This is a genomic window from Bradyrhizobium sp. AZCC 1577 (assembly GCF_036924575.1).
Lineage (GTDB): Bacteria > Pseudomonadota > Alphaproteobacteria > Rhizobiales > Xanthobacteraceae > Bradyrhizobium.
This window is the reverse complement of the sequence record NZ_JAZHRQ010000001.1, coordinates 1,720,772-1,746,137: the sequence shown is the minus strand read 5'-3', so window position 1 is coordinate 1,746,137 and position 25,366 is coordinate 1,720,772. Positions and strand designations below refer to the sequence as shown.

The 25,366-nt window shown below is 61.8% G+C and carries 28 protein-coding genes and 1 tRNA gene; 16 read left to right on the top strand and 13 right to left on the bottom strand.

What is annotated here, in order from left to right:
• Nucleotides 1–5 precede the first annotated feature (5 nt).
• The 3 genes from V1278_RS08180 (at nucleotide 6) to V1278_RS08170 (ending at nucleotide 2,281) form a co-directional block, all read left to right on the top strand.
• On the top strand, nucleotides 6–1,028 hold the full coding sequence (locus V1278_RS08180; RefSeq protein WP_442894641.1) for a YeiH family protein: 1,023 nt from the start codon (nucleotides 6–8) through the stop codon (nucleotides 1,026–1,028).
• A 237-nt stretch (nucleotides 1,029–1,265) separates the two neighbouring features.
• On the top strand, nucleotides 1,266–1,403 hold the full coding sequence (locus tag V1278_RS08175) for a hypothetical protein (protein WP_334380244.1): 138 nt from the start codon (nucleotides 1,266–1,268) through the stop codon (nucleotides 1,401–1,403).
• A 77-nt stretch (nucleotides 1,404–1,480) separates the two neighbouring features.
• Complete coding sequence (locus tag V1278_RS08170) at nucleotides 1,481–2,281, top strand: methyltransferase domain-containing protein (protein WP_334380243.1); 801 nt, start codon at nucleotides 1,481–1,483, stop codon at nucleotides 2,279–2,281.
• Nucleotides 2,282–2,341: 60 nt separating this feature from the next.
• Here V1278_RS08170 and V1278_RS08165 read toward each other — a convergent pair whose 3' ends face one another.
• Nucleotides 2,342–2,920, bottom strand: a complete 579-nt coding sequence (locus tag V1278_RS08165; RefSeq protein ID WP_334380242.1) for a hypothetical protein — start codon at nucleotides 2,918–2,920, stop codon at nucleotides 2,342–2,344.
• A gap of 117 nt (nucleotides 2,921–3,037) precedes the next feature.
• Entirely contained in the window at nucleotides 3,038–3,172 is a 135-nt protein-coding gene (locus V1278_RS08160) for a hypothetical protein (protein WP_334380241.1), read from the bottom strand.
• Nucleotides 3,173–3,309: 137 nt separating this feature from the next.
• On the opposite strand from V1278_RS08160, the gene V1278_RS08155 reads away from it, so the two are divergent.
• A complete protein-coding gene (locus V1278_RS08155; RefSeq protein ID WP_334380240.1) occupies nucleotides 3,310–6,174 on the top strand; it encodes a penicillin-binding protein 1A in 2,865 nt (954 codons plus the stop codon).
• Nucleotides 6,175–6,182: 8 nt separating this feature from the next.
• The gene (locus tag V1278_RS08150; protein ID WP_334380239.1) at nucleotides 6,183–7,190 is read left to right on the top strand and encodes a hypothetical protein; all 1,008 of its coding nucleotides are present in this window, start codon (nucleotides 6,183–6,185) and stop codon (nucleotides 7,188–7,190) included.
• Nucleotides 7,191–7,251: 61 nt separating this feature from the next.
• On the opposite strand, the gene V1278_RS08145 is transcribed toward V1278_RS08150, so the two are convergent.
• A complete protein-coding gene (locus V1278_RS08145; protein ID WP_334380238.1) occupies nucleotides 7,252–7,548 on the bottom strand; it encodes a cytosolic protein in 297 nt (98 codons plus the stop codon).
• A 478-nt stretch (nucleotides 7,549–8,026) separates the two neighbouring features.
• Between V1278_RS08145 and V1278_RS08140 the strand changes: the two genes are divergently transcribed.
• The 4 genes from V1278_RS08140 to V1278_RS08125 all read left to right on the top strand — a co-directional run bounded on the left by V1278_RS08140 (nucleotide 8,027) and on the right by V1278_RS08125 (nucleotide 10,015).
• Nucleotides 8,027–8,689 carry a hypothetical protein gene (locus V1278_RS08140; protein WP_334380237.1) on the top strand — a complete coding sequence of 221 codons (663 nt, stop codon included), beginning with the start codon at nucleotides 8,027–8,029 and terminating at the stop codon, nucleotides 8,687–8,689.
• Nucleotides 8,686–8,952 (top strand): HGGxSTG domain-containing protein, encoded by a 267-nt coding sequence (locus V1278_RS08135; RefSeq protein ID WP_334380236.1) that lies wholly within the window; start codon nucleotides 8,686–8,688, stop codon nucleotides 8,950–8,952. Before V1278_RS08140 ends, V1278_RS08135 begins: the two co-directional genes overlap by 4 nt.
• A gap of 155 nt (nucleotides 8,953–9,107) precedes the next feature.
• Nucleotides 9,108–9,287 (top strand): hypothetical protein, encoded by a 180-nt coding sequence (locus tag V1278_RS08130; protein ID WP_334380235.1) that lies wholly within the window; start codon nucleotides 9,108–9,110, stop codon nucleotides 9,285–9,287.
• Complete coding sequence (locus tag V1278_RS08125) at nucleotides 9,284–10,015, top strand: Fic/DOC family protein (RefSeq protein ID WP_334380234.1); 732 nt, start codon at nucleotides 9,284–9,286, stop codon at nucleotides 10,013–10,015. Before V1278_RS08130 ends, V1278_RS08125 begins: the two co-directional genes overlap by 4 nt.
• 122 nt (nucleotides 10,016–10,137) lie before the next feature.
• On the opposite strand, the gene V1278_RS36840 is transcribed toward V1278_RS08125, so the two are convergent.
• Nucleotides 10,138–10,266, bottom strand: coding sequence for a hypothetical protein (locus V1278_RS36840; RefSeq protein ID WP_442893776.1), 129 nt, complete (start codon nucleotides 10,264–10,266; stop codon nucleotides 10,138–10,140).
• A 276-nt stretch (nucleotides 10,267–10,542) separates the two neighbouring features.
• Here V1278_RS36840 and V1278_RS08115 point away from each other — a divergent pair, with 276 nt between their 5' ends.
• From V1278_RS08115 to V1278_RS08105, 3 genes are all read left to right on the top strand, one after another.
• The gene (locus V1278_RS08115; protein WP_334380232.1) at nucleotides 10,543–11,232 is read left to right on the top strand and encodes a hypothetical protein; all 690 of its coding nucleotides are present in this window, start codon (nucleotides 10,543–10,545) and stop codon (nucleotides 11,230–11,232) included.
• On the top strand, nucleotides 11,229–11,846 hold the full coding sequence (locus V1278_RS08110; RefSeq protein WP_334380231.1) for a hypothetical protein: 618 nt from the start codon (nucleotides 11,229–11,231) through the stop codon (nucleotides 11,844–11,846). Before V1278_RS08115 ends, V1278_RS08110 begins: the two co-directional genes overlap by 4 nt.
• An 89-nt stretch (nucleotides 11,847–11,935) precedes the next feature.
• A complete protein-coding gene (locus V1278_RS08105; protein WP_334380230.1) occupies nucleotides 11,936–12,673 on the top strand; it encodes a hypothetical protein in 738 nt (245 codons plus the stop codon).
• Nucleotides 12,674–12,881: 208 nt separating this feature from the next.
• On the opposite strand, the gene V1278_RS08100 is transcribed toward V1278_RS08105, so the two are convergent.
• Nucleotides 12,882–12,956: transfer RNA gene (locus tag V1278_RS08100), tRNA-Glu, on the bottom strand.
• 124 nt (nucleotides 12,957–13,080) lie between these two features.
• Nucleotides 13,081–13,419 carry a hypothetical protein gene (locus V1278_RS08095; protein WP_334380229.1) on the bottom strand — a complete coding sequence of 113 codons (339 nt, stop codon included), beginning with the start codon at nucleotides 13,417–13,419 and terminating at the stop codon, nucleotides 13,081–13,083.
• Between the two features lie 70 nt (nucleotides 13,420–13,489).
• Here V1278_RS08095 and V1278_RS08090 point away from each other — a divergent pair, with 70 nt between their 5' ends.
• Both V1278_RS08090 and rpoH read left to right on the top strand, forming a co-directional pair.
• Nucleotides 13,490–14,503 carry an RluA family pseudouridine synthase gene (locus V1278_RS08090; protein WP_334384131.1) on the top strand — a complete coding sequence of 338 codons (1,014 nt, stop codon included), beginning with the start codon at nucleotides 13,490–13,492 and terminating at the stop codon, nucleotides 14,501–14,503.
• Between the two features lie 215 nt (nucleotides 14,504–14,718).
• Nucleotides 14,719–15,615: an RNA polymerase sigma factor RpoH gene (gene rpoH / locus V1278_RS08085; protein ID WP_334364943.1), complete on the top strand. Its 897-nt coding sequence runs from the start codon at nucleotides 14,719–14,721 to the stop codon at nucleotides 15,613–15,615.
• A 239-nt stretch (nucleotides 15,616–15,854) separates the two neighbouring features.
• On the opposite strand, the gene V1278_RS08080 is transcribed toward rpoH, so the two are convergent.
• The 4 genes from V1278_RS08080 to V1278_RS08065 form a co-directional block, all read right to left on the bottom strand.
• The gene (locus tag V1278_RS08080) at nucleotides 15,855–16,478 is read right to left on the bottom strand and encodes a peptidoglycan recognition protein family protein (RefSeq protein ID WP_334380228.1); all 624 of its coding nucleotides are present in this window, start codon (nucleotides 16,476–16,478) and stop codon (nucleotides 15,855–15,857) included.
• Nucleotides 16,479–16,513: 35 nt separating this feature from the next.
• Nucleotides 16,514–17,737, bottom strand: a complete 1,224-nt coding sequence (locus V1278_RS08075) for a GGDEF domain-containing protein (RefSeq protein WP_334364945.1) — start codon at nucleotides 17,735–17,737, stop codon at nucleotides 16,514–16,516.
• Nucleotides 17,738–18,502: 765 nt separating this feature from the next.
• The gene (locus V1278_RS08070) at nucleotides 18,503–19,120 is read right to left on the bottom strand and encodes a LysE family translocator (RefSeq protein ID WP_334364946.1); all 618 of its coding nucleotides are present in this window, start codon (nucleotides 19,118–19,120) and stop codon (nucleotides 18,503–18,505) included.
• A gap of 50 nt (nucleotides 19,121–19,170) precedes the next feature.
• The gene (locus tag V1278_RS08065) at nucleotides 19,171–19,572 is read right to left on the bottom strand and encodes a response regulator (protein WP_334364947.1); all 402 of its coding nucleotides are present in this window, start codon (nucleotides 19,570–19,572) and stop codon (nucleotides 19,171–19,173) included.
• Nucleotides 19,573–19,725: 153 nt separating this feature from the next.
• Here V1278_RS08065 and V1278_RS08060 point away from each other — a divergent pair, with 153 nt between their 5' ends.
• Nucleotides 19,726–20,571 (top strand): SDR family NAD(P)-dependent oxidoreductase, encoded by an 846-nt coding sequence (locus tag V1278_RS08060; protein WP_334364948.1) that lies wholly within the window; start codon nucleotides 19,726–19,728, stop codon nucleotides 20,569–20,571.
• A 234-nt stretch (nucleotides 20,572–20,805) separates the two neighbouring features.
• Here the strand turns inward: V1278_RS08060 and V1278_RS08055 are convergent, their stop codons facing one another.
• Both V1278_RS08055 and V1278_RS08050 read right to left on the bottom strand, forming a co-directional pair.
• On the bottom strand, nucleotides 20,806–21,612 hold the full coding sequence (locus V1278_RS08055) for a lytic murein transglycosylase (RefSeq protein ID WP_334380227.1): 807 nt from the start codon (nucleotides 21,610–21,612) through the stop codon (nucleotides 20,806–20,808).
• Nucleotides 21,613–21,808: 196 nt separating this feature from the next.
• The gene (locus V1278_RS08050) at nucleotides 21,809–22,600 is read right to left on the bottom strand and encodes a lytic murein transglycosylase (protein ID WP_334380226.1); all 792 of its coding nucleotides are present in this window, start codon (nucleotides 22,598–22,600) and stop codon (nucleotides 21,809–21,811) included.
• Nucleotides 22,601–22,885: 285 nt separating this feature from the next.
• Here V1278_RS08050 and V1278_RS08045 point away from each other — a divergent pair, with 285 nt between their 5' ends.
• The gene (locus tag V1278_RS08045; protein WP_334380225.1) at nucleotides 22,886–24,442 is read left to right on the top strand and encodes a hypothetical protein; all 1,557 of its coding nucleotides are present in this window, start codon (nucleotides 22,886–22,888) and stop codon (nucleotides 24,440–24,442) included.
• Here V1278_RS08045 and V1278_RS08040 read toward each other — a convergent pair.
• Nucleotides 24,405–25,358, bottom strand: a complete 954-nt coding sequence (locus V1278_RS08040) for a DUF817 domain-containing protein (protein ID WP_334364952.1) — start codon at nucleotides 25,356–25,358, stop codon at nucleotides 24,405–24,407. The genes V1278_RS08045 and V1278_RS08040 overlap by 38 nt on opposite strands.
• Nucleotides 25,359–25,366 lie beyond the last annotated feature (8 nt).

The following is a 25,366-nucleotide window of genomic DNA, read 5'->3' as shown; positions in this document are numbered from 1 at the left end:
CCGGCATGCTCGGCCGCGGCATGGCCCTCGTTCCAGGGGTCGCGCTCTGCGGCATCATCACCGCCGTTTCGCTGGGCGCGCAACGCCTCGAAGAGCACGTCTTCGTCCATCCTTACGTCGAGGCACTGGTCATCGCGATCTTGCTCGGAATGGCGATTCGCACCGTCTGGCAACCATCCCAACGCTGGCGTTCCGGCATAGCCTTCAGCGCCAAGCAACTGCTCGAGGTCGCGGTCATGCTGCTCGGTGCGTCCGTCAGCTTTGGCGCGATCGCGGCCTCCGGCTATCTCTTGATCGGCGCAATCGTCGCCACCGTCGCGGTGATGCTCGCGGTGAGCTTCAGCCTCAGCCGCATGCTCGGGCTTCCTACGAAAATGTCGATCCTGATCGCCTGCGGCAATTCGATATGCGGCAACTCGGCAATCGCCGCCGTCGCGCCGGTGATCGGAGCCAATAGCGACGATGTCGCCTCCTCGATCTCCTTCACCGCCATTCTCGGCGTGTTGATGGTGCTGAGCCTGCCGCTCCTGATCCCCTTGCTGGGCCTGTCGGCGACACAATACGGCATCCTGGCGGGCCTCACCGTCTATGCCGTCCCGCAGGTTTTGGCGGCGACGGTGCCCGCGGGCATCATCAGCACGCAAATTGGTACGCTGGTCAAGCTTGTGCGCGTGCTAATGCTGGGGCCGATCGTGGTTGCCCTCTCGCTGGTCGCGGCGCGCCGCCGCAAGCTCCACGCCGATCAAACGAAGGTCGCCGCCATCAGCCCATTCAAGCTGGTGCCCTGGTTTATCATCGGCTTTCTGGTGCTCGCGGCCCTGCGCTCGCTCCAGCTCGTGCCGGATCTTGTGGTCGCACCGGTGACGAAGACGGCAGCTATCCTGACGGTCCTTTCGATGGCTGCGCTTGGCCTTGGCGTCGACGTGCGCGTGCTCTCGACCGTGGGCGGCAGGGTCACCGCCGCCGTTACGCTGTCGCTGCTTCTCTTGCTGGGCCTGAGCATCGGGCTCGTCCATCTATTCCCGTGACCATGTGGCGCGCAGCCCGTCGAAGCCTCAATCGTGGGATTTCCATTTCGGATTGAAACGCAGCGCGCCGCACCGCGGCGTACACGCGACACAAGCCGCACGGCTTGGGAATGATCCTCTCGCCGCCCCGCTGATTCAATCAGAACCGGAAAGGCTCCAGGCAGCCGTCTTAAAACCGAAACCGTCACTGCCAAGATGCTTCTGCAGATGCTCGACCCGGCGCCGAACGAGGGCCGAGTGCCCTTACAGGGAAAGCCGGTGATCCGGGAGCGGAACTCTCCGGAGCTCGATCACGCCATCGTGCTTGCCGATCCCTTCGACTTCCGCGAGGATGTCGAAGCTTGGTCGGCAAGCGAACCCGATACCGGGTTGTGAAAGGCCTCCCGGATCAAGGCATCAGCTTGCCCGACCATGAAGCGTTTCACCAGCTTGCTTTTGCGCGAGGTGACACGATGACCTCACCTGTTTCGCAAACCTTGATCGACGCTGCGAGGACCTACGAGGCACTGTTCGTTCCGGCACTCTTTCAGCAATGGGCGCCGATGGTGGCAGATGCTGCCAGGATTGAGCGCGGCGATCGCGTTCTGGACATTGCCTGCGGCACCGGGGTTCTGGCGCGCGAGGCGGCAAGGCGGACCGAAAGCTCAGCTCGTGTCGCCGGACTCGATCCAAACGCAGGAATGCTGGCCGTGGCGCGAAGCCTCGCGCCCGGCATCGACTGGCGCGATGGAGCGGCCGAGGCGCTGCCGTTTCCGGACCGTTCGTTCGATGTCGTTGTGTGTCAATTCGGCCTGATGTTCTTTTCGGATCGCGACAAAGCAGTCCGGGAGATGCTGCGCGTGATGGTGCCTGGCGGCAGGTGCGCGGTCGCAGTTTGGGATGTCATCGAGCACGCCTCCGCATTCGCTGCCCTCGTAGACCTGCTCGATCGCATCGCCGGAAAGCCCGCCGGTGACGCGCTTCGCGCACCGTTTGTGCTGGGTGACAGGCAGGGGCTCGCCGTGTTGTTCAAGGGCGCCGGAGCCGGCTTGGTGGATCTCACGACCTGTAACGGCACAGCACGGTTCCCCAACATACGCGAATTCGTCGAGACGGAACTCAGGGGGTGGCTGCCCGTCATGGGAGTTGTGCTGCCGGAGCCGCAGATCGATCGCATCCTGGCAGAGGCGGAAACAATCTTCGCTCGCTATCTCACGGCCGATGGGCTTGCTTTCGGCATATCGGCGCATCTCGCGACCTGCAGACGACCTTAGGCGGCGGAGGTTCGCGACTTGCTTCGATCCCGAGGAAGCAGATCACTTCAAGTACAAACTTCACTCGTCCAATTTCTTGCTCACTTCGGGATCGAGCTTGCTCCGATCGATAGACTGATAGAACGTGATGGGCCTGCATTTTCCCTCGAAATCCGCGAGGACAATGGCTGTCCACGGGCTTGTGTTCTCGCCCGACCCCTCGCGGAGGTCCGGCATGACCTTGCGAGCGGCGATCACATACCACGCGCGACCAGCCGCTGCGGCCTTCGCAGCCGCCGCGAACTCATCCAATATTCCGCGCAGGTTTTTGCGCATTTCTTCTTCACTGTCCCCGCGCAGGTATTTTCGAGACGACCTTCCCGCCTCTCCATACTCATGATGAATGTTCAACTGCAGTCGGGCATCATCCACTTCGATCTTGGTGACCCGTATCACGGCTCCGCCTTCGCGAAGATAGTCTCGCACCCGAACGTCGCAGGCCAAAAATCTGTCCGTGGGTGGCTGAGCTACGCTAGCTGAAGGGGGGACCGCGGTCTTCTTTTTTCGAGGAGCAGCATCCGCAGGCATCGTGGCGATGGTGGCGCTGAGGAGCGCAGCGGCAAGCACGACCGGAAAAAAGGCATTAAAAAAGGCATTCATGAGTACGCTGCCAAATGCTGAGCTTCTAAAACGCATTGGCTGCAGCGTTGGTTCCGCGGCCCGGAGCGGTGCTGAACGGCCGGAGAAGCGGCGGGGCACGCCATCGCATGGCTGCGCTCAGCCGTAGATGATCTCTTCGTTGCCGATGCAATCGGCGGCAATGGCTTGGGCCGACCGGATGTTGTCGAGGTAGCTCGAAGGACTGATCCCGACACGCGCGTCGCCGTGCACCGGCGGTACCAGAGGTCCCACTGCTTTTCCTGAATGACCGGCATCTCACCGCGGCCAAAGCGAGCTAGCGGGAACTTTTTCCGCAAAACAGCCTTTGTTTAGTACTGTCCTACAAAAAGGGACCTTACGGAGGCGGTGTTTTTGACCGTCGGCAGGTCATGGACTCGATTCTCATCAAGATCTTCGCCACGGCGCTTGCCTTCAGTCAGGTCACCACCCGGCCGGATGGGGTCAAGACGGAGTTCGATGCGGTGCGCGACCGCTCCGAGGTGGCGCAGCTTTTGAGTGCCGGCTGCGCCCACATGCGCAAGGCTTTCGACATCGAGGACATCAACCTGGACGATCTGATTGCCACTGCCATGGATGACAAGGAGGCGCTGAGCGGCGAGATCAAGGCGCTCAAAGGACTGAATCTGGCCGACCTCCACGTGGCCTACCGGGAGTTCTGCAAAGTCGAAAAAGTGAAAGGATCTCCGGTCGATCTCGGTCAGGTCATCGCTTTCTACAACAGCGCGGCCAGGGATCTGCCCGACGCCGAGCAGCTTAAACAGCTCAGGCTTCCCGGCACCAGTGTAATCCTCGATAACAAGAGCGAGCGCGTCGCCGAGATTTACGCGCCGAACAATCGCCGCATCTGGGTCAAGCTTGCGGATATCCCGGAAGCGGTGCGCAACGCATTCATCGCCGCCGAGGACAAGCGCTTCTTCCAACACAGCGGCCTTGACGAGCGCGGACTGGTCCGCGCCTTCATCGGCAACTTCACGAAGCCGGGCCGGCCGCAGGGCGGCTCGACCATTACGCAGCAGGTCGCCAAGAACCTGCTGGTGGGCAACGACGTCACTTATGAAAGAAAATTGCGCGAGATGATCGTTGCCTCACGGATGGAGCGCGCCCTGACCAAGGCGGAAATCCTCGAGCTCTATCTCAACTCGATTTATCTCGGTCGCGGAGCCTGGGGCATCGAGATGGCGGCGCGCAGCTATTTCGGCAAACCGGCCAAGGCGCTCTCCGCAGTCGAGGGCGCGCTGCTCGCCGGGCTCGCCAAGGGACCGAACTACTTCAATCCCGACCACCACCCTGAGCGCGCACGCGAGCGCCTTGCCTACGTGCTGGGCCGCATGCAGGACGACGCCATGATCGACGCCGCCGCGGCGCAAGCGGTATTGCCGCAGCTCGTCGAGTACCGGCCGACGCGCCGGGACTTCGGCTTTCACTTCGTCGATCACATCGCCCGCGAGGCTAAGGCGGTCGCGGGCCTCGATAATCTCACCAATTCCTCCTACACGGTGCGCTCGACCGTCAACTCGGCCCTGCAGCGCGTAGTCGAAGCGACCTTGCAGGAGGGCCTTGCGCGCTATGAGCTGAACACCAATCGTTACAAATTTGAGGGACCCGAGGCGAACATTTCCGATGCTGTCCGTCTGAGAGCGGCTGACGTGAGGACGACGGAGCCAGCTTGGCTCGTGGCGTTGAAGACGACGCGACTGCCTCTCTATGACGTTCACTGGCAATCGGCGGTCGTCCTGGAGAATACGCGCGGCAAGCGCGGCCATGCGATCAACGTCGGCCTGACCGACGGAAGCATCCTCCCGCTGAACACCTGGAGCGCCGCGATCGGGCGCGGCCTCAAGCCGTACGACGTGGTCTATGTGCAGGTGCGCGAAGCCAAGGGTAAGCAAGCGGCGCGTGCCGATCTGCGCATTCGACCGACCGTACAGGGAGCGGCGCTCGTACTCGGGAACGAAACCGGCCGCATTCTCGCAATGGCGGGCGGCTTTTCGTATCCGGCAAGCCAGCTCAACCGCGTCGTCCAGAGCCTGCGGCAACCCGGCTCGACCCTGAAGCCGCTGACCTACCTCGCCGCCCTCCGGAAGGGATTGCAGCCCAACACGCTGGTGATGGACGAACCTATTACGCTGCCACCGATCGGCGCGACGGGCTACGCGCGCCAGCGCGGTTTCTGGTCGCCGAAGAACTACGAGGGCGGCGCTTCGGGCGCCATTACACTGCGGCGTGCTCTGGAAAACTCCCGGAATCTCGCCACCGCGCAACTGCTCGCGACCGGTCTCGACGACAGCGCCGAGCGAGGCCTCGACCGGGTCTGCGAGATCGCGATGGAGGCGCAGCTTTACAAGGAATGCATGCGCTACTACCCGTTCGTGCTCGGTGCCCAAACTGTGCGGCTCATCGACCTTGCGGCGTTCTATGCAGCGATCGCCAACGAAGGCGCACGGCCCCGGCCCCATGCGATCGAAACGATCGAACAGGACGGCCGCCCAATCTACCGGCACGATCCGCATGCGGTGGACTGGATCGGCTCCGCCGACCGCGCATCGTTTTACCAGTTGAAATCAATGCTGCAGGGCGTGCTCGCGCGCGGAACCGCGCGCGCGGTGAAGCATCTCTCGCCCTATGTCGGCGGCAAGACTGGTACCACCGATAATTCGGCCGATGCCTGGTTCGTCGGTTTCACAAATGACGTTACCGTCGCCATCTGGGTCGGCTACGACAATAGCGACGGCGGGCGCCGCACCCTTGGGCCCGGCCAGACCGGGGGGAAAGTGGCGCTGCCGATGTTCGAGCCGATCGTGCAGGCAGCCTGGGAGCTGCACGCTCCCAAGACGGCGTTGAACGGCCCTTCGCGCGAAGCCATGCGTCAGCTCGCTACTCTGTCGATCGATCCTTATACCGGCGATCCTGCACCGGCCGGCTCCGGGCGCGCGTTCACCGAGTACCTCAAGAGAGATCCGGCGGGCAGAATTGATGATACACAATTTCGCATCGTCTCGCGTGCAGAAAGCTACACCTATCGCGGCGGTCGTGACGAAGACGACGGGCCATTCCAGCAGTGGTCCTACGGCAACCGCCTTTACGGCGATAACCGGCTACCCTTTCCATTCCCGAACTGGCGTCTTGGTCCGCGCGAATATCCCTCCTGGCGCGGATATCCCGATGACGAGGACCGCCTCCCGCGACCGCCGCTCCGAGTCGATCCCGATTACTTCTGGCGGCGGCTGAATTGAGCATTGCCATGAGCCTCCACCGTGCCGCTGTCCTCATCGCCGCCTGCGTGGCCACTTGCACGGGCGCGGCCGCGCAGGAATTCCAGGTGGAGGACGTGCCCGCAGCCGCCAGCGTTCCGATCGCACAGATCAAACCGCGCACGGTCATCTTCGCCGACCAACGCAACGACAAGCTCGCCGATTCCTCGACCGGGCTGATTCCTTTCGACGATTGGGCCCGCTCACGTCCGGTTCAGCGGCGCTTCCTCTCGCTCTTCCCGAGCTTCGTTGAGCCTACGCTCAAGCAACAAACGAAGCTGAAGCTCTCGGTCTACCAGGCGGAGGCGCGGTTTCGACTTCCAAAAGGGGCCGCGGCATTGGATCTGTCGCGGTATGCGAATGTCGCGTTCCTCGAGCAGATCGATCCGGCAGTCAAGCACCGGCCGATCACCGCGGGCGATGCTATTCCCAACAAGGACGCGGGGGCCGCGCACAACCGTCCGCCGAATCGCCGCTGGTGCGAGGACGCCAAGGCGGTTTGCGTGCAGTCCCGCTACATGTTCGAAGGAAAAATTCCGGCGGGCATTCAACTTGCCAACAAGCTGCGCGAGGAGAGCAAAAAGCCGATTCCGGATTTCATCGAGTTTCAGAGTGAGATCACGCTGGTCTCGCAGCCGCATCTTGCTGAGCTGCCGAGCCTGACCGGGCTCGACTCCGCAGTCACCAGCGCGCTCGAGCAGAACATCTTTTGGGTCAACCAGGTCATCCAGTTCGGCAAGCTCCTTGCGGTTCTGCAACAGCATCCGACCGAGCGGGAAGCCGCCATCGCGACGGTCTACATCCTGATTGCGGTCAGGAACGACGTGCTGAACAAGCAAAGGGAATACAGCAATACACCGATGCTGCGAAACCTCGTGCCCGCGCAACTGCTCATGGGCCACAGCTCCTTCAACAGCGGCGATTCGCTGAGCGCCGGCCTGCCGAAATACGCCAAAGGCCGCATCAAGGCGATCGCCGAGATCATGGAGCGGGAATGAGCAGATCGCATGCGCGAACTAGACTGGCGCCTCACGCGCATCCTGCGCGATCAAGCGTGCCTCAGACTTGTTCTTGCAATATCGCGGCGCCGAGTTCGTCGAAACGAAACAATTGATAGATCCGCTGGCCATTGTAATCGAGCATCCTCAGATCGTCTGTTTCGTGCAAATCGCTCTCGACCGCGTGGAAATGTCCGCCATAGCGCTCCTTTGCGAGATCAAGCGGCACATCGAAAGCGACAAACTTGCCGATTCCCTTGGCTTTTAGCCTGCTCAGGAACTTCGGATCGTGCAGCGTTTCGTGGGACGTGAGGACCAGCAATGGGCCACCGGCCGTAAGCAGCAGAAAGGACCTCATCGATCAACTCCCTGGTCGTTGGTTTCACCAGCATCGCTGGTCCCCGCGAACAACGTCGCGGTTACGTCGGGGCTGGTGCTTGTCGATAGATACATAAGACCGAGAATGCCGACTGAGAATAGGAGCGCGTAGGACGGGTCGAGCTTTTGTGAACCCCATCACTGCGGGTGACGTTGGGAGAACTCCGCTTCGAAGGTGCGCGCTCGCGAAAATATCGAAAACAACCCCATGCAAAGTAGCAGGCGGCCGCCGGGCATTCGACAGAGCAACTTGACACGTCGGGCAAATCGGGGGCATTTTTCGATTATTCCGAAATCCTGTACGCGCCCGTCGCCCCGCAATATCGGGCGCGTCCGTCGCGATTGCAGCCGAAAAATCCTCACCCACAATTGAAATTGCAGGGATCACCGCGGCGAGCGATCGCCTGCGCGTGGCCGAACCGCGCGCGCGGCAAGCGCGCGGCCTAAGGAATCTCGACATGAACACCGCTCCTGATATCACTGTGCCAACGGCGATCGCCGCAACTGACCAGGCCAAAGCTGCCGCAGCCCCGCGAATAAAGCTGCTGTCGCACGGATTCTCCATCGACCATCCAGATCAAGAGCTCGGCGAACAGCTCATGGTGAATGCACTGGGGGTCTCCGATCGCGAAGCGATGCATGGCATCCTCCGGCAATTGGTCAAGGCCAGCGTGAGCGGCGAGAGTCCCGACGAGGTCACCCTCTCCTTCATGATCTCGATGGTGAAGAGCATTCGCCCCCGGGATTCCGTCGAGGCCATGCTGGTGGCGCAGATGGTTTCCGTTCATGTGATGGCGATGCGGTGCGCCCATCACCTTGCGAATGCGGACGATCTCGCTCAGCACGACAGCGCCGCGCGCGCGTTGGGCAGGCTCGCCCGCACGTTTCCCGCCCAGATCGAGGCGCTGAACCGCTACCGCAGCCATGGCGAGCCCGCCATCACCGTGCAGAACGTGTCGGTCGGGGATGGCGGCAAGGCCATTGTCGGCAACGTCACGCAACATGCGCGCGTGATCGTTTCCGACAAGAACCCGGCAACCGCGGCGCGGAAGGCGCCGAAGGCCGCAGGCTCCAGGCGAAGGCGCGATTCCGCGGATGCCAAGCGGGAAGCCCAGGCGTGAGCGATCACGTCAGAAACACCGGTGCGATGCTGGCGAGCCCACGTTGTGGCGCCAAAACCCGCGCCAGTGGCGCGTGCCGCTCGCCGGCGGTGCACGGCAAGAAGCGCTGCCGCATGCACGGCGGTGCACCCGGATCCGGCGCGCCAAAGGCAAACCAGAACGCGCGCAAGCACGGCCTGTTCACCAGGGATGCGATCGCCGAGCGAAGGCAGATACGGGCGCTGTTGGAGGACGCGCGGGCGCTGCTGGAGGAGATGAAGTGAGAGGCTTTCGCCACGACAGAGCGCCTACAACCCACTGATTTCTGGCCCTGTTCGTTAATGGAATTTCAGTCAAAAAGTGCTATATTGATGATATGAATAAGCTAACTTCCTCTTCGACCGCAGAGCACATACGGACCCTGGCCCGGACGTTCCAAGTGTCCTACACGGAGGGTCCAAATGATCGCCTGGCACACCACATTTCCCGCCTGGCGGGGGACACGGTTGAGCTTGATGAGATCGAGCAGTTGCTGATTGGTTTGCAGCGAGCCAAACACATTACACGCATAGAGATGATCCAGCTTCAGGCCCGCTACCTGCACGAAGCCAAGCCGTGACATTCGATCCGTTCGGCGACTTTGAATCGCGCGGGTATCTAAGGAATGTTGCTCAAGAGAAAGACCCTGCTATTGTGAGGCGGCTGGAGCATGCCTCCTTTACAACCGGAATCGACGACGCTTTCGAAGCGCTAAAAACGAAGAAGGCCCTCACCTACTCCGACGTGCTCAGCACGCACAAAATACTGTTCGAAGCAATGTATCCGTGGGCCGGGCAGGATCGCACCCAGACAGCACCCAACATTGCGGTAAGCCGTGGCAGCGTCCTCTTCGCCCATCCAAAGTATATTCAGAACGCAATCGAGCATGCGCTAAAGCTCGGCAACGACCCGAAAGCGATGCGAGAGAAAGCGGGCGAAGTTATGGGCTACCTCGCCCATGGCCATCCCTTCCTGGACGGCAATGGACGCACCATCATGGTCGTCCACTCAGTCCTGGCTCAGCGTGCCGGCTTCAGTGTCGATTGGGCCTCGACGGACAAAACCGCCTATCTGCAAGCATTGACCAAAGAGCTGGATGATCCTGGCAAGGGAATTCTCGATAAATATCTCGAACCGTACATCCGACCGGCAGTCACTGATCTCAAAGAACACATTGCAGCGGCCAAGGGCCTCGATGGCGGCACAGGCGATGCCGATAAAGTTCGCGGCAGCAACGACGATCCGGCAGTTATAGCCGAGTACAAACAGCAGCAGCTTAAACGCGACGAGCATACCGGCGGCGCCTAGGCTTTCGAGCGTACTGATGCTGTGAAGTCCCCAAACCTGCCCTTGCAGCGCTAGTGTATACTGAGCGCGCGGAAGCTGCTGGAGGAGATGAAATGAGTGCGTTTCGCAGCCTCGCTCGCCACCTACGCTGCTGTCAACTTGCGAGCCTTCTTCGCTCGCACCGGCAACCTGCTTTCGACTGAAAACCCGACATTCAGCGCCCGCATGATGGTGGCAATCGTTTCGAAACGCGGCTTGGCACCTGGTGCCAGCGTCTTGTAAGCACGGCCTGTTCACCAGCGATGCGATCGCCGAGCGAAGGCAGATTCGTGTCTTGTTGAGCGAAGCACGAAAATTTCTGCAAGGGATGAAATGATCTATCTTCGCAGCAACCTGGGGCCGCGATGAACAGTGGCGTCTCGCCGTTGCCGCGCTTCAGCGTAGCCGACAGCTGATTATTGCCAACAAGGCTAAATTTAGTGCATAAGAGCATGCTCGCATACCGGGTGCAACGCTGGAAGCGACTTTATTCGGGATGTTCTCACCTTATGAAAAGAGCCTCCGAACCGGACCTGTTGGAGAGCGGGATCTATACGATCCCTGAGGTCGCAGAACTTGTGCAAGCGCCACAAGCTGTTGTCCGCGTCTGGGTTGAGGGACATACAGGGAAGCAAGCCGCCGTAATTGACAATCAACTGGGCCGCGTTGGCGGCAAGGTGGCCGTAAGTTTTACCAACCTAATGGAATTACGGTTCGTGGCGACGTTCGCGAATGCCGGTGTTGGCTTGCGCGAAATCCGGAAGATTATGGATGAGGTCAAAGAAACATTAGAGCACCCTCATCCCTTTGCGACGCGCACCGTCTTCAAGACGGATGGCAAGAAGATCGTCGCCGAAATCGCTAAGCGTAACGGCGTCAGCATTTATGATCTTCGAACGAAGAATTTCGAGATGCTGGCAGTCGTGATGAGGTCATTGAAGGATGACGTCACGTATGATCCGCAAGGTGATGCTATTTGGTGGAGGCCGCGGCCAAAGATTGCACCCAACGTTATTGTTCACCCGCATTTCTCGTTCGGCAGACCGATACTAAAGGCTAGCCGCATTCCAACCAGCACATTAGCACAATCGGCAAAGGTCGAAGGCAGTGCGGCATTTGTCGCCGACATTTTCGAAGTACCGGAGGGACAGGTCCGGGAAGCCGTGCGATTTGAGCAAGAGCTACGAAAGGCCGCTTGAAAATAGCGTTTGACGAGAACGTTCCCATTGCAATGGTCAAAGTCTTTCAGACTTTTGCCAGTGAGCGGCAATTGAAAAGGAAGATTGGTGCGTTTGAGATTACAAGCGCTACTCAATATGCGCCAAAGCCAAGCGACGGTGATTACCTCAAGAAAAACGATGTGCCTTGGATTAAAAGATTTGCTGCGGCTGGCGGTAGAGTAATCATTTCAGGCGATACTGAAATGAGATATGTGCCGCATGAGAGGTTGGCTCTCATTCAGGCTGGCATGCTGGTGTTCTTCTTCGATGGCAAATGGAGCCAGTGGGATTTCTTCCGCAAGTGCTCCCTGTTGATTCACCATTGGCCGGCCATCGCCAACCGTATCAAGCGCGGAAAGGCACCCGCGTTCTGGCATGTTCCGCTCAGTTGGCACGAAAAGGCCAAGCTACGCAAGGTAGCTACTGACGACCCGAAGAAGCTCAAGATCGAACGGAAATCGAAGCCACGACGCATTGCTCGAAAGCCCGTTGCGACGAAGACCACGAATGTGCAAACGCCGCCAGCCCAGCGTGAGCCTACGCTCTTGGATTTGATGGCTACACCGCGCAAAGAGAATGTTGACCGCAAATGAGCGAGGCCCAGAGTGCCTCGGTTACACCGGGGACAGTCTGGCGCGGCCCTGGAGGCGCTAGACGCTGAATGCTTTGAGAGAGATATCGAATGACCGATGCAATAGCCGAACCGCCGCCTGAGGGCGCGCATCCATGGAGAACGCCACTGTGGATGGTCGGCTTGGCCGTCTTCTTGGTTTTGGGCGGGTATCTCCTCATTGAGTACGTCGCCGACCAACTAGCCAGCATACTCATTTTCTCGTTGGCGTCGCTCGCCGCGTTTCACATCTGCTTTAAATTGCTCCGCAATCACACCGACGAGAAGACGCTCAAGATCGTCGATTACCTCTACTTGATCCTTGCGATGTTTGGCGTCGTCGGGATCATTGACGTACAGTCAACAATAGCAAGGGAAAGGTATGAAGCGGTTGTTTCTCGCTACCTTCCAGAGCTGCAGAAGGTGAAACCGTGCAAGCTCCCATCAGGCAAGGAATGCGACTTCGCAAAGTCTATCTTGTCCATCATCCCCACCCCAGAACGTGCGTACTTCAGCATGAGCCAAAAGCTGATGATGATGTTGAAGGGGTGGCAGGATCACAAGCTGACCGATGAGGATGCATCGAAGTTCATTGGTGTGTATGAGCAGATGACAGCCGAACTCGAAAAGAGCGCAGTGCCGTACATGCGTCCGGGTCGGTCGGGCGAGGACAAGTTCATCTGGTTCTACATCCTTGCTGTGAGCCTCGCTCTCCGCATCACCAAGGTCACGGTCGAATGGCGGGAGTGGCATGTGCCCAAAGCAGAGAAGCCCAAGCCAACATCAACGGCCGAAGCGCTAGCATTGTGAGTGTTGAACTCTGGGGCTGCATCGCTTTCGAACGGCCACGCGGCATGGGCTCGGGTGGCCTCCGGCGCATCTTTCGGCCGGGCCGGTAAGTTCGGCCGCCCCCGAGCACAAACGGTGTCCGGTGGCCATGCCGCCATGTGAGCCCCTGAGTTCTCAACCGATATTTGTCGATATTTGGCCGCGCAGATCGCGGCGACCTTGAAATCGCTGGCGCTCCCTAGGGGAATCGAACCCCTGTTTCAGCCTTGAGAGGGCCGCGTCCTAACCGCTAGACGAAGGGAGCGTGTGCTTCAGGGAATAGCCTCGAAATGTGCGGTCGGCAAGGCAAGTCTGAAGCCTTCGCACGGGTGGTTAACCTGTTGCTTCGGGTCCTCGGGCCGACGCTGGTGCACCCGATCCGCCCTGCCTCAGGGTTCATTGACGAATCTGAGTTTTCCGGCGGGTTTCAGCGTCTTGGCGTCGAAAGTGCGGATTTCGGTCACCCCGCTTATATCCAGCGTCAGCACCAGCCGATCGCCGGCGACCGCGGTCGAGACGATGCGGGCGCCCTTGGGCAGGGTTTCCGTGATGTCCGTCGTGCCAGGCGCGGGGCTTCCCTCGCCGCGGTAAAGACGGTACCCGACGGCGATCAGGACCACGGCCACCGCAAGCGCCGAGGTCAGGCCCGCGATCAGCATCATCCGCCGCACCCGCGCGATCAGCGCGGCCTGTTCGGGGGTCGGTTCGGGCGCAACGGTATCGGTCATGCGAGGCTCTTTAGAGCATGATCCGGAAAAGTGGAAACCGGTTTTCCGAGAGGATCATGCGTCAAACATGATGGAACAGAGATCATCGAACGGCGGTCAAAGGCTGGAGGTCACCGTCGGCGGCGACGAGGGATCGCCCCGCCTCGACCGCGTGCTCGCGGTGCTCCGCCCGGAACTGTCGCGCTCGCGGCTGAAAGCGCTGATCCTGGCCGGTTCCGTTACCGCCAAGGGCACCCCCATCCGCGACCCCGCTTATCATGTCGCGCGAGGGGATACGATCACAATCGACGTCCCCGAAGCCGCGCCGCCGGAGCCCTTGGGCGAAGATATCGCGCTCGACATCGTCTATGAGGACGACGACATCATCGTCATCGACAAGCCGAAGGGGCTGGTCGTGCATCCGGCCGCCGGCCACGAGAGCGGCACGCTGGTAAATGCATTGATCGCGCATTGCGGCGCCAGCCTTTCCGGCATCGGCGGCGTACGGCGACCGGGCATCGTGCACCGGCTCGACAAGGACACGACGGGCCTGATGGTGGTCGCCAAGAACGACCACGCCCATCAATCGCTGACCGTGCAGTTCGCCGATCACGGCCGCACCGGTCCGATGCAGCGCGGCTACATGGCCTTCATCTGGGGCGTACCCAACCGCCAGCGCGGCACGGTCGCAGCCCCGATCGACCGGCATCCGTACGCCCGCGAGAAGATGGCGGTGCGCCCGGGCGGACGCGAGGCCGTCACCCATTGGGAATTGCAGGCGGCCTATCAGGGGCGCGACGGCAAGCCGGTCGCTTCCCTCCTCGCTTGCCAGCTCGAGACCGGACGGACCCATCAGATCCGGGTGCACCTCGCCCATATCGGCCACCCCCTGATGGGCGATGCCGTCTACGGCCCGCACTTCAAGACCAAGGCCCGCCACCTCGGCCCCGAGGGCCAAGCGGCGCTAGCCGCCCTCGGCCGGCAGGCCCTGCACGCTTATCTGCTGGCCCTGGAACATCCCCGAACGGGAGAACTTTTGCATTGGGAGGCGCCCCTGCCGGAGGATCTCATCCTTCTGCAAGGCGCCCTGGAAGCGGCCCTATGACGCAGGCCTTTCAGGAAAATTAAGCTATACCAATAGGTTATGGCTGCCACACGGGGACGTGACGTCAGCATTCCTTCCCTATTTGTTCGTTTTTTGCTATGTTGCATATGCGTTGAATATCCAACGCGGAACATCGCAGCGTGATTGGCTTTAACACAGCGATCACCTGCCGGGCCCGCCGCTATCGGGGGCCTGAACCACTGGAGGGCGCTCAAATGGCCCGTACAGCTACGTTACCGGTTCTCAATGGAGAATCCGGTCTCTCTAGATACCTCGCCGAGATCCGCAAATTTCCGATGCTGGAACCCCAGCAGGAATACATGCTCGCCAAACGCTGGCGCGAGCATGACGATCGCGACGCGGCACATCACCTTGTCACCAGCCATCTCCGGCTCGTGGCCAAGATCGCCATGGGCTATCGCGGCTACGGCTTGCCGATCTCTGAAGTCGTTTCAGAGGGCAATGTCGGCCTGATGCAGGCGGTCAAGCGGTTCGAGCCCGAGAAGGGTTTTCGTCTCGCCACCTACGCCATGTGGTGGATCAAGGCCTCGATTCAAGAGTACATTCTGCGTTCATGGTCGCTCGTGAAAATGGGAACCACCGCGAACCAGAAGAAGCTCTTCTTCAACCTGCGCAAGGCGAAGAGCAAGATCTCCGCGCTGGACGAAGGTGATCTCCGCCCCGATCAGGTAAAGCTGATTGCCAAGCGTCTCGGCGTGACGGATCAGGACGTGATCGACATGAACCGCCGTCTCGGCGGCGACGCGTCGCTCAACGCGCCGATCCGCGACGACGGCGAAGCCGGCGAATGGCAGGACTGGCTGGTCGACAACTCGCCCAACCAGGAAGCCGTGATGGCCGAGCACGAGGAGTTCGATCATCGCCGTCAGGCGTTGAACGGCGCCATCGGCGTGCTCAACCCGCGCGAACGCCGCATCTTCGAGGCGCGGCGCCTGGCGGAAGAGCCGATGACGCTGGAAGACCTCGCCGCCGAATTCGGCGTCTCGCGCGAACGCGTGCGGCAGATCGAGGTCCGCGCTTTCGAAAAGGTGCAGTCGGCCGTCAAGGGCACGATTGCCCGGCAGGAAGCCGAACTCGAAGCCGCGCACTAATTCGCGGCAGAGGTATCAAGTAACGAAAGCCGGCGGCAACGCCGGCTTTTTGTTTTTGGGGGGTGCTGCTTCACCACGCTGTCGTCCCTGCCTCCGTGCGCAATCGCGCACTTGGCGCAGGGACCCATACGCCGCGGCCCGCGGAAATGGCACATGCGGAGACGGCTTTGCTTCAACGACGAAGTGCAGTGGTTATGGGCCCCTGCGTTCGCAGGGGCGACAAGCTTGATGCAGCCCGCCTACTCCCCCCACTCCCGCGCCATTGTCGCCAGGGCACAGCCTTCGCAATAGCGCGCGTCCTTGAAGTCGATCCAGTTGTGCGCATAGACGCGATCGAGCGGAATGCCGTAACGCGCGCGCAGCACCTTTAGCAGAATACGCCACGCCGCTACTTGCGCATCCGTCGGGCCCCGCGTCACATCAGGAAAATTGCCGGCGAATTCGACGCCGACCGAATTGCTGCCGATCACCTGGCGATAGGTCGGGCCGTTGTCGATGTACTTGTTGTCGTTGCGGTTGGCGCCGTCGCCATGCGTCGGAACGAGATGTTCGCCGACCGCCCAGTACACCGTGCCGTCGGTTTCGACCCATACCATGACGCCGCGCCGCGTCGGGTTCTTCGATTGCGCCAGCGCGCCACCGCGCGCGGAGCCAGCCGGCCCCTCGGTCTGATGCACGATGATGTTGCGCCAGGGATGGGCCTTTGCGAGATCGCCCCATGGCGCCAGCCAGACCATCTTCAAGCCGGGAATATCCGGCGTGCCCGACGAACGCGCGATCGCGGCGAGGTCGGGCGATTGCGCGCAGGCGCAAGCAGGAAGCGACAGAGCGAACAATACCGCCGCGACGACGCGAAAATTCATGACCGAGGTCCAGTGACGAACCTTAGTAGCACGCCTCAGGCCCGCTTGCGGAGGGCCACGTCCGCGGCCGTTTCGGCTTCAGGCACCAGCGGCGGCGCCGGATCGTAGACAGCAAAGCCGTTTCGGCCGGCCTTCTTGACGTCGTACAGCGCGTGGTCGGCGGCAGCGATCAGGCGATCGGGGAAGCCGCCCATCTCGCGGGTCCATTGGGCGACGCCGATCGAGACGGCGATCGGAATGTCGTTGCCGGTGCATTGTTCGGCGTCCGCGCGGCAGACCTCCAGTACGCGGCGCGCGATCATCGCGCCCTCGCGCAGCGTCGAGGACGGCAACACGATGCAGAACTCGTCGCCGCCGGTGCGTGCCAGCATGTCGCCGGGCCGCAGCCGGGTTTGCGCCATCAGGGTGAAATGCTGCAGGCAGGCGTCGCCCGCGGCGTGACCGTAGGTATCGTTGATGCCCTTGAAGCCGTCGAGATCGATCACCAACAGCGCGAAGGGCTGACCGCTGCGTTCGGAGCGCGCGCACTCTTCCGTGAGCCGCTGCACCAGATAACGGCGATTGCCGACGCCGGTAAGGTCATCGAGCAGCGCCAGATCCGCGACCTCGTTGCGCAACCGGTCCATCGCCATCAGCAGGAAGCCGAAATTCAGCGACATCGACAGGAACACCAGCACCAGGATGACGACCGACTGCGCCGGGGTGAAATGCATGTAGGAGAAGCCGGGCCCCATGCCGGTGACCGCGCCGGTCAACCGAGCCGCGAGAATGATCATGATGATGATGGTGACGACGCCGGCCAGCCGGGCGCCCGGATTGGCGCGCCCTTCGTGCGGAGTCAGCAACAGCTTCAGGCCCATCGCCATCGGCAGTACTTGGGCGATCGTAAAGACGGTCATCCGCGCTGGCACGCTGTCGTAGACAAAAATGAAAAAGGACAGACCGACAAAGGCAAAGCCGGTGGTCAACGCGGTGCGAAGCCACGAAACGGGCCGGGTGAAGAATTTCTGAATTCCCATCGTGGCAAGGCAGATCGCCAGTACCAGCGTGGTGCCGGCGAACAGCAACGGCACGAGAGAATCCGGGAAGACTACGCGCAGCATCGCCATCGCAGCGCCCGCCGCCGCCGTGAACGCCGAGCCGGTCCAGAACCGCGCGGCCTCGAACGACGGATAGCATCGCATGACGTAGGCCCAGATCAGGCCCAGCGCGAGAAAATTGATGACGAACACCGTCCACAGCGTAGGAACGCTCAGCATCGCGAACTCAGGACGCGCGCGCGTCCCGTCTCCCCTGTTATCTCACGACCGCCTGGGACTTTCGCGCGCCAGCCTTCTCCCACGACAATCCCCGTCGTCTTACGGACAAAATGCATCTGCGCCGCTTAACGGACCCTGAGGGCCGCCGGCCAATCCAAACCGTGGTTTTGAATTGATGAAGATCGCGCGCGTTCGGACATCGTTAAGCATGATGCGCGCGCATGCGAGCGGCAGCGGCGATGCTCGTTTCGGCAAAAATCGCATCAAAATGCATAACAACTGTGGATAACGTGATGACACCGCCATGACGGCACGCGGCAGCAGCCTGCGAATCTGCTGGGATCGTGTGCGAGGATGTTGCGAGGCTGGCCCTCCGCCAAGCATGCCTCGGTGTCGCGTTTCAATCCATGAAAACCTTGAGAGGATACTATGGCTAAGAAAGCGAAGAAGGCGAAAAAGGCGAAGGCCAAGAAGGCCAAGAAGTCGAAGAAGAAGTGAATTTCGGCCCGGGTGGAGTGCTCAGCTCCGCCCGGGCTCCCAACTCCGGGTTAGTTTTGGAGAATGGCGGGCCGCGGGTCCGCCTTTTTGATTCCGAATCTATTCGCCGTCGTCCCTGCGGACGCAGGGACCCATAACCACAATCCTTCGTAATAGATGAAGATGTCCGCCGCGGTGCCCGAAGAGAAGCCGCGGCGTATGGGTCCCTGCGTTCGCAGGGACGACGGAAGGGCAATGTTCGGATTGTCGCCGCGCGCGGCGCAGGCGTCACCGCTCCGCAAGCGCCAGCTTCGCCCCGAGCGCGGCAAATCCCGCCGCAAAGCTGCGGCGCAGCCATGCCATCACCTTCGGCCGGGTGATGACGCGGTCGCGCATCGCGGCCGCAAAGAGGCCGTAGAGCGCGAACACCGCAAACGTCATCGCCATGAACGCTGCGCTCAATTCCAGCATCCGCGCCAGCGGATGCGGCTCGTCGAGCGCAACGAATTGCGGCAGGAAGGCCAGGAAGAAGATCGAGAGCTTTGGATTGAGGATGTTGACCAGGACGGCGGTCACGATGACGCGCCGGCTGGAGCGCGCCTTCGCGGCCGGGCGCGTGTCGATGGCAAGCGCGCCCGTCTCGCGCAACGCCTGCCAGGCCATGTAGAGCAGATACGCCACGCCGCACCATTTCAGCGCGGCAAAAGCCAGAGCACTGGTGTGCAGCACGGCGGCGAGCCCGAGCATGGCGGCCAGCATATGCGGCACGATGCCGAGGGTGCAGCCGAAGGCCGCCGCGGTACCGGGCCGCGCGCCCAGCGTCAGCGCCACCGCCAGCGTGTACAGCACGCCGGTGCCGGGGGAAGCGACCACGATCAGCGAGGTCAACAGGAACGACAGGGTCATGCCCTGCTATTAACACGACGACATTTGGCGCGAAAGCAGGGCGGCGGCGCTCACGGGCGCGGTCCGCCGCCGTGCTCTCGTTGATAGACCATGCGCTCCGCCTCGCGGATCACGTCGAGCGGCGCCCAGGGCTTGGCCCAGAACTGCACGCCGTCGGGCAATTCCTGATGCAGCGGCTTGCCCGAGGTGACGATCACGCCCATCTCGGGATTGTACTTCCTTGCGATGTGCGCGAGTTCGACACCGTCCATGTTGCCGGCAAGCTGCACGTCGGTCATCATCAAGACCAGACTGCCGGCAGCGCGCTCCAGCACCAGTTCAGCGGCCTCGGCGCTCTCGCATTCGATGACATCGACCTCACTCTCCTCCAGCAGCAGGCAGATCATGTTCCGCTGCATCGGGTCGTCCTCGACAATGAGGGCCGTTGCGCGATGGGGTTTGGATTGTCCCATGTGAGCCTCCTCTCAGGATCGCGTCGGCTGGCGATGCCGCCCCTCTGTCGGGTATTCGACACTAAGCGCGGAAACCGCTTTATGGTTCGGTTCCAATTTGCGAAAGTTTGCGGGAACCTACCTGTTTTCGACCTGCAAGGAGTTCGATCCGACATGACTGCGATATCTGGAAGCACGGCCGCCGTGACCGGCGCCGCCAGCGGCATCGGCCGCGCGCTGGCGCTGGAACTGGCCGCGCGCGGCTGCGATCTCGCGCTCGCCGACCGCGACGAGGCCGGGTTGCAGCAGGTGGCTGCCGAGATCGGAAAAGCGAACAAGCGCAAGGTAACGATCCACCGCGTCGACGTCGGCGAGCCCGCCCAGATCCGGGAGTTTGCCGACGCGGCAATCGCCGCGCATCCGGAGCTGAACATCGTCATCAACAATGCCGGCGTCGCGCTGCTCGGTGCCTTCAACGAGGTCGACCAGGCGCAGATGGAATGGCTGATCAACATCAACTTCTGGGGCGTGGTGCACGGAACGCGCGCTTTCCTGCCGCATCTATCGAAGCAGCCCGAGGCGCATATCGTCAACCTCTCCTCGATCTTCGGCATCGTCGCCCCGCCCGGCCAGACCGCCTATTGCGCCGCCAAGTTCGCGGTGCGCGGATTTTCGGAAAGCCTGCGGCATGAGCTCGCGATGGCGAACAGCCCGGTGAAGCTCTCGGTGGTGCATCCCGGCGGGGTCCTGACCAACATCGTGCGCAACTCCCGCACCGGCAACGGCATCGCCGACAATGCGCGCCGCGCCGAATCGATCGAACGTTTCGACGCGATCGCCAGGACCACGCCGCCGGCCGCGGCGCAACGCATCATTCTCGGCATCGAGAAAAACCAGCCGCGCATTCTGATCGGCAACGACGCGAAGTTCATGGACCTCTTGCAGCGGTTTCGCCCGGCGACCTATTGGGCGGTGTTGGCGAAGCGGATCGGGAGGGTGGCGGAGGAGAAGGGGAAGTGAGCTTGAGGTGGCGCGCGATCTATCAAATGTCGTCCCTGCGAACGCAGGGACCCATACGCCGCGGCAGTTCTTGTTACAAAAGACAAGTTAACTACGACCTCGCAAAACAACTTTGGCCGGTGGCTATGGGTCCCTGCGTTCGCAGGGACGACGGAAGATTTTCATGTTTGAGATCGACGAGCTGACATACATCCGCGTTCTCGCGACGCATCTCGCCCGAGGCTTGCATCTTCGTCACCGCCCCGCCAGACGATCCGCAAAATACCCAATCGTCTTGCGGTAGATCGTCGCCCTGTTCCACTCCCGCATGGCTTCGAAATTCGCGGTGCCTTCGCCGTATGGCGCGCCGGGCTTGAAGCCCGACACGTGCAGCAGGTTCGCGGTGGAGGCGAGCACGTCGGGCACGCTGTGGCGCAGGTCGACATGGCCGTTGCCGTCGAAATCGACACCGTATTTGATGTAGGACGACGGCAAAAATTGCGTCTGGCCGATCTCGCCGGCGAAGGCGCCGATCAGGTCGCGCAGCGGGAGATCGCCACGCTGCACGATCTTCAGCGCGGCCAGCAATTCGCCCTGAAACAGTTCGGTGCGGCGGCAATCATGGGCCATGGTCATCAGCGTGCGGACCACCGGCATCTTGCCGATGTCGCCCTTGCCGTAATCGCTCTCCAGCCCCCAGATCGCGACGATGATCTGCGGCGGCACACCGAACTTCTGCTCGATGCGCGCCAGCACTGACGCGTGCCTCAGCAGCATCTGCCGCCCGATGTTGATGCGTCCGGGGCCGACGCGGGTCGAGACATATTGCTCGAACGTCTTGTTGAAGGTGCCGCGCTGGCGGCGGTCGAAAGCGAGCACCGCCGGATCCTGCGTGATGCCCGCGAACGCCTGACTGATCACCGCCTGCGACACGCCGGCCGCCTGCGCCTCCGCCGCCATCGCCGAAACGAAGGTGTTGAAATCGCCGCCACAGCGGGCGGCGTAAGTGGGGGTGGAGAAGATGACGGCGCCGAGAAAAATGGCCCAACGAAATATGCGCATGCGAATCCCTTGTTGCGTCTCGGGCTAATCATGCCACGGGAAAGCGGCACACGAAACCTCGTCGTCCCCGCGCACGCGGGGACCCATACGCCGCGGCCGATATTGTTAAAGCGGACTGGTTGACGGCTTGGCTTCAACAATCGCCGCCTGTGGTTATGGGTCCCTGCGTTCGCAGGGACGACGCCGCAACTGGCCGCTACTCCCCACCATCAATCTGGCGGCCCATCAGCGCGATCGCCTTCTGATAGACGCCCGCGGCATTCCAGGCCTGGATGGCCGCGAAATTCGGCTCGCCCGGCTGATAGCCGGCGCCCGCGCGCCAGCCATGCGCCTTCAAAAAGTTCGCGGTCGACATCAGCGCGTTGGCCGAGTTTTCGAGATTGCCGGTACCGTAGGCCAGAATGGCTTTTGGCATGAACTGCGTCTGGCCGACCTCGCCATGCATCGAGCCGCGCTGGCTGGCAGAGAGCGCGCCGCGATCGATCAATTGCAGCGCCGCGTAGAGGTGCTCGGTGAAATAGGCCGAGCGCCGGCAGTCATAGGCGAGCGTCGCGATCGAGGCGAGCATGTTCTGATTGCCGCGCTGGCTGCCGAATCCGGTCTCCATACCCCAGATCGCAAGCAGCGGCCCCGGCGGCACGCCATAGCGGCTCTGAATGGAGGCAAACAGCGCGGCCTGCGATTGCTTGAGCTGCCTCCCCCTCGCGACGATGGTGGTGGCCCCGCGCTTCGCCAGAAACTGATCGAGCGAGAGATTGAAACTGCGCTGGCCGCGGTCGGCATTGATGGTCGCTTGCGCATAGTTCGTCGCCATCAGGGCGGAGATTGTGGAGGCGCCGATGCCCTTGGCCTGCGCTTCAGCGGCGAATTGCTGCTTCCAGGCAGCGTAGCCGGCGGCGGAGGTGCCGCATTGGGCGGCGTGGGCGTGGGGGCTTAAGGACGCGAACAATGCGACGGTGGCGCTGAAAGCAAATGCGATACGAAGCATGGAAAGACCATTCCTGAGAGAGCACTGCAAGTACGCATCGGTTTCTAGCACGTCCTCAGCCGCGCTTCGAGAGTTGCGGCAGATGCATGGGCAGAATCTGCTAGCCCTTGGCCATCTCGAAAACGGCCATGATTGCGACTAATTTGAATCGATCGATATGCCGGCCGTTCGTTGAACCGCCGCGTCGAATTGGTGGCGCTGTAACGCCAACGCGTGGGCCGACGCCCGCCTTGGCGCTTCCCAGGGACAATGGCCATGCCCAGGTCCAGTGGTTTCAAAGTCGGAATGGCAATTGTGATCGCCGTGCTCGCGGCAATCCCGAAGACGGCCGCCCAGGCGCCAACGCTTTCCATCGACCCTTCACGATTGCCCCGTCTCGGCACCATCGACGAGCGCTTTCAATCGTACAATGTAGAAATGGTCGAGGTCACCGGCGGACGGTTCTGGAAACCCTACAGGACGAGTGCCTCGGCGCCATCTGCTCGGGGCGCCGGTAACGCCGAAAATGTCCCGGCGGGCGTGAACCCCGATCACTACGCGTATCGGGCGCCGATCGACCTGTCGAACCGCCGGCTGCGTATCTTGGCGGCCGCGCTGGCCCCCGCCTACCTGCGCGTCAGCGGCACCTGGGCCAATAGCACCTACTTTGCAGAAAGCGATGCGACACCTGCGACGCCACCTGACGGCTTCCGAGCGGTGCTGAGCCGCGAGCGCTGGAAAAGCGTGATCGACTTTGCCCGCGCCGTTAGCGCAGAAATCGTGACGTCGATGGCCATAAGCCCCGGTGTCCGGGACGCAGCAGGCCGATGGCGGAGCGATCAGGCGCGTCGGTTGTTCGCCTACACCAGATCTATCGGCGGCAGAATTGCCGCCACCGAGTTCATGAACGAGCCGACGCTGGCCGCCATGGGGCGCGCGCCGAAAGGATACGATGCGGCGGCCTACGGGCGGGACTTTAAAGCCTTTGTTGCTTTCATCAGGGCCAGCGAACCGGATGTGATCGTTCTGGGCCCCGGTTCGATCGGCGAGACAACAGCGTCACAATCGCCCCCGCAATCCAGCTCCGATTTTCTTCGTACGCGGGATCTGCTTGCTGCATCCGGTCCCGGCATCGATGCTTTTTCCTATCATCACTACGGCGCCCTCTCGCAACGATGCTCCGGGATTCCGGGCCAGACCACACCAGAGGCCGCACTTTCGGAAAGCTGGCTTAAGAGCACGGAGCAAACGCTCTCGTTCTACCGATCGCTCCGGGACGAGTTTGCGCCTGACAAGCCGATGTGGCTGACCGAAACCGCCGAGGCCGCCTGCGGCGGCAATCCCTGGGCTTCCACTTTCCTCGATACGTTCCGATATCTCGATCAACTTGGCCGGCTTGCCAGGGCCGGCGTCCAGATGGTGGCGCACAACACGCTGGCGGCCAGCGACTACGGCCTGCTTGACGAGACGACGTTGCGACCGCGACCAGACTACTGGGCGGCGCTGCTTTGGCGCAGGCTGATGGGCACGACCGTTCTCGACGCCGGCGTGCACGATGGCGTGCACCTCTACGCGCATTGCCGACGAGGCGTGCGTGGCGCCGTCACGCTGCTAGCGATCAATACGGACAGGACGGCCGCCGCAATGCTGCGGTTGCCCACGGCCAGCGAGCGTTACACGCTTTCGGCTGATCATTTGCAAAGCACCGGCGTGAAACTGAATGGAACTGTTTTGGAGCTCGGCCCGAATGACGATCTTCCGCCGCTTGCCGCGGTGACATCGCCGCCGGGTTCGATCGAGATTCGGCCGGCCACGATTGTTTTCCTCACGGTCGGGGATGCCAAGAATCCGGCATGCGCTTGAATTTCCTGCGGATGCCGGTCGCACGCTTGCGCGGCGGATTGATCAGGCTCACCAGCGTGTAGCTGATGATCAGCAGCAAAAACCATGATCCGAGCTTGCCGACGGACACCATCGACCAGCCGTGCCGCTGTGACGGATAGAGCCAGATTCTGGTGAACGTGCCGATGTTCTCCGAAAGCCAGATGAAGAGCGAGACCAGCACGAGCCCGAGCAGCAGCGGCATCGAACGGTGATCATGCCAAACCTTGAAGTAGACGCGAGTGTGCAAGAGCAGCCAGGCGGCCCAGGCGAACAGCAGCCAGCGCAGGTCGATCATGTAGTGGTGGCTGAAGAAGTTGACGTAGATCGCGATGCTGAGCACGACCATCGCGAGGCGCTGCGGATGACCGGTGAACTCGAAATCGAATAGCCGCCACGCGCGGCAGAGATAACTTCCGATGCAGGAATACATGAAGCCGGAGAACAGCGGCACGCCGCCGATCCGGAAGAAATTGGGCTCCGGATAGATCCAGGAGCCAACAGAGGTCTTGAAGATTTCCATCGCCGTTCCGACGACGTGATAGATCAGGATCACCTTCGCTTCCTCAAGAGTCTCGAGCCGGCCCGCGAGCAGCGCGGCCTGAACGGCGATCATGCAGAGAAACAGAAGGTCGTAGCGGGCAAGCGGCGCGCTTGCCGGATAGAAGAGCCAGGTTGCGACCATCAGGAAAACGGCGATGCCGCCGAACAGGCAGGCCCATGCCTGCTTCACGCCAAAGCGGAGGAATTCGTAAAGCGCTGAAGTCCAGCGACGGCGGGCCATGAAGCGGCCGAGCCGACGCTCGCCCGCGATGAAAGGGCGCAGCGGCGGCCAGATCGCGGCGGCGCTTGGGTTGGGATGCGGGGAAACGGCAGGCGCTTTTGCGAGGTCATGCACGCGGCGGA

Bases quoted from the DNA above. Each gene is read 5' to 3' on its own strand.
- V1278_RS08155 (WP_334380240.1), top strand. From the start codon at position 3,310: ATGGACTCGATTCTCATCAAGATCTTCGCCACGGCGCTTGCCTTCAGT.
- V1278_RS08170 (WP_334380243.1), top strand. From the start codon at position 1,481: ATGACCTCACCTGTTTCGCAAACCTTGATCGACGCTGCGAGGACCTAC.
- V1278_RS08060 (WP_334364948.1), top strand. From the start codon at position 19,726: ATGACTGCGATATCTGGAAGCACGGCCGCCGTGACCGGCGCCGCCAGC.
- V1278_RS08165 (WP_334380242.1), bottom strand. From the start codon at position 2,920: ATGAATGCCTTTTTTAATGCCTTTTTTCCGGTCGTGCTTGCCGCTGCG.
- V1278_RS08080 (WP_334380228.1), bottom strand. From the start codon at position 16,478: ATGAATTTTCGCGTCGTCGCGGCGGTATTGTTCGCTCTGTCGCTTCCT.
- V1278_RS08065 (WP_334364947.1), bottom strand. From the start codon at position 19,572: ATGGGACAATCCAAACCCCATCGCGCAACGGCCCTCATTGTCGAGGAC.
- V1278_RS08055 (WP_334380227.1), bottom strand. From the start codon at position 21,612: ATGCGCATATTTCGTTGGGCCATTTTTCTCGGCGCCGTCATCTTCTCC.
- V1278_RS08045 (WP_334380225.1), top strand. From the start codon at position 22,886: ATGGCAATTGTGATCGCCGTGCTCGCGGCAATCCCGAAGACGGCCGCC.
- V1278_RS08075 (WP_334364945.1), bottom strand. From the start codon at position 17,737: ATGCTGAGCGTTCCTACGCTGTGGACGGTGTTCGTCATCAATTTTCTC.
- V1278_RS08145 (WP_334380238.1), bottom strand. From the start codon at position 7,548: ATGAGGTCCTTTCTGCTGCTTACGGCCGGTGGCCCATTGCTGGTCCTC.
- V1278_RS08150 (WP_334380239.1), top strand. From the start codon at position 6,183: ATGAGCCTCCACCGTGCCGCTGTCCTCATCGCCGCCTGCGTGGCCACT.
- V1278_RS08180 (WP_442894641.1), top strand. From the start codon at position 6: ATGCTCGGCCGCGGCATGGCCCTCGTTCCAGGGGTCGCGCTCTGCGGC.
- V1278_RS08115 (WP_334380232.1), top strand. From the start codon at position 10,543: ATGAAAAGAGCCTCCGAACCGGACCTGTTGGAGAGCGGGATCTATACG.
- V1278_RS08095 (WP_334380229.1), bottom strand. From the start codon at position 13,419: ATGACCGATACCGTTGCGCCCGAACCGACCCCCGAACAGGCCGCGCTG.
- V1278_RS08070 (WP_334364946.1), bottom strand. From the start codon at position 19,120: ATGACCCTGTCGTTCCTGTTGACCTCGCTGATCGTGGTCGCTTCCCCC.
- V1278_RS08140 (WP_334380237.1), top strand. From the start codon at position 8,027: ATGAACACCGCTCCTGATATCACTGTGCCAACGGCGATCGCCGCAACT.
- V1278_RS08090 (WP_334384131.1), top strand. From the start codon at position 13,490: ATGGAACAGAGATCATCGAACGGCGGTCAAAGGCTGGAGGTCACCGTC.
- V1278_RS08050 (WP_334380226.1), bottom strand. From the start codon at position 22,600: ATGCTTCGTATCGCATTTGCTTTCAGCGCCACCGTCGCATTGTTCGCG.
- V1278_RS08105 (WP_334380230.1), top strand. From the start codon at position 11,936: ATGACCGATGCAATAGCCGAACCGCCGCCTGAGGGCGCGCATCCATGG.
- rpoH (WP_334364943.1), top strand. From the start codon at position 14,719: ATGGCCCGTACAGCTACGTTACCGGTTCTCAATGGAGAATCCGGTCTC.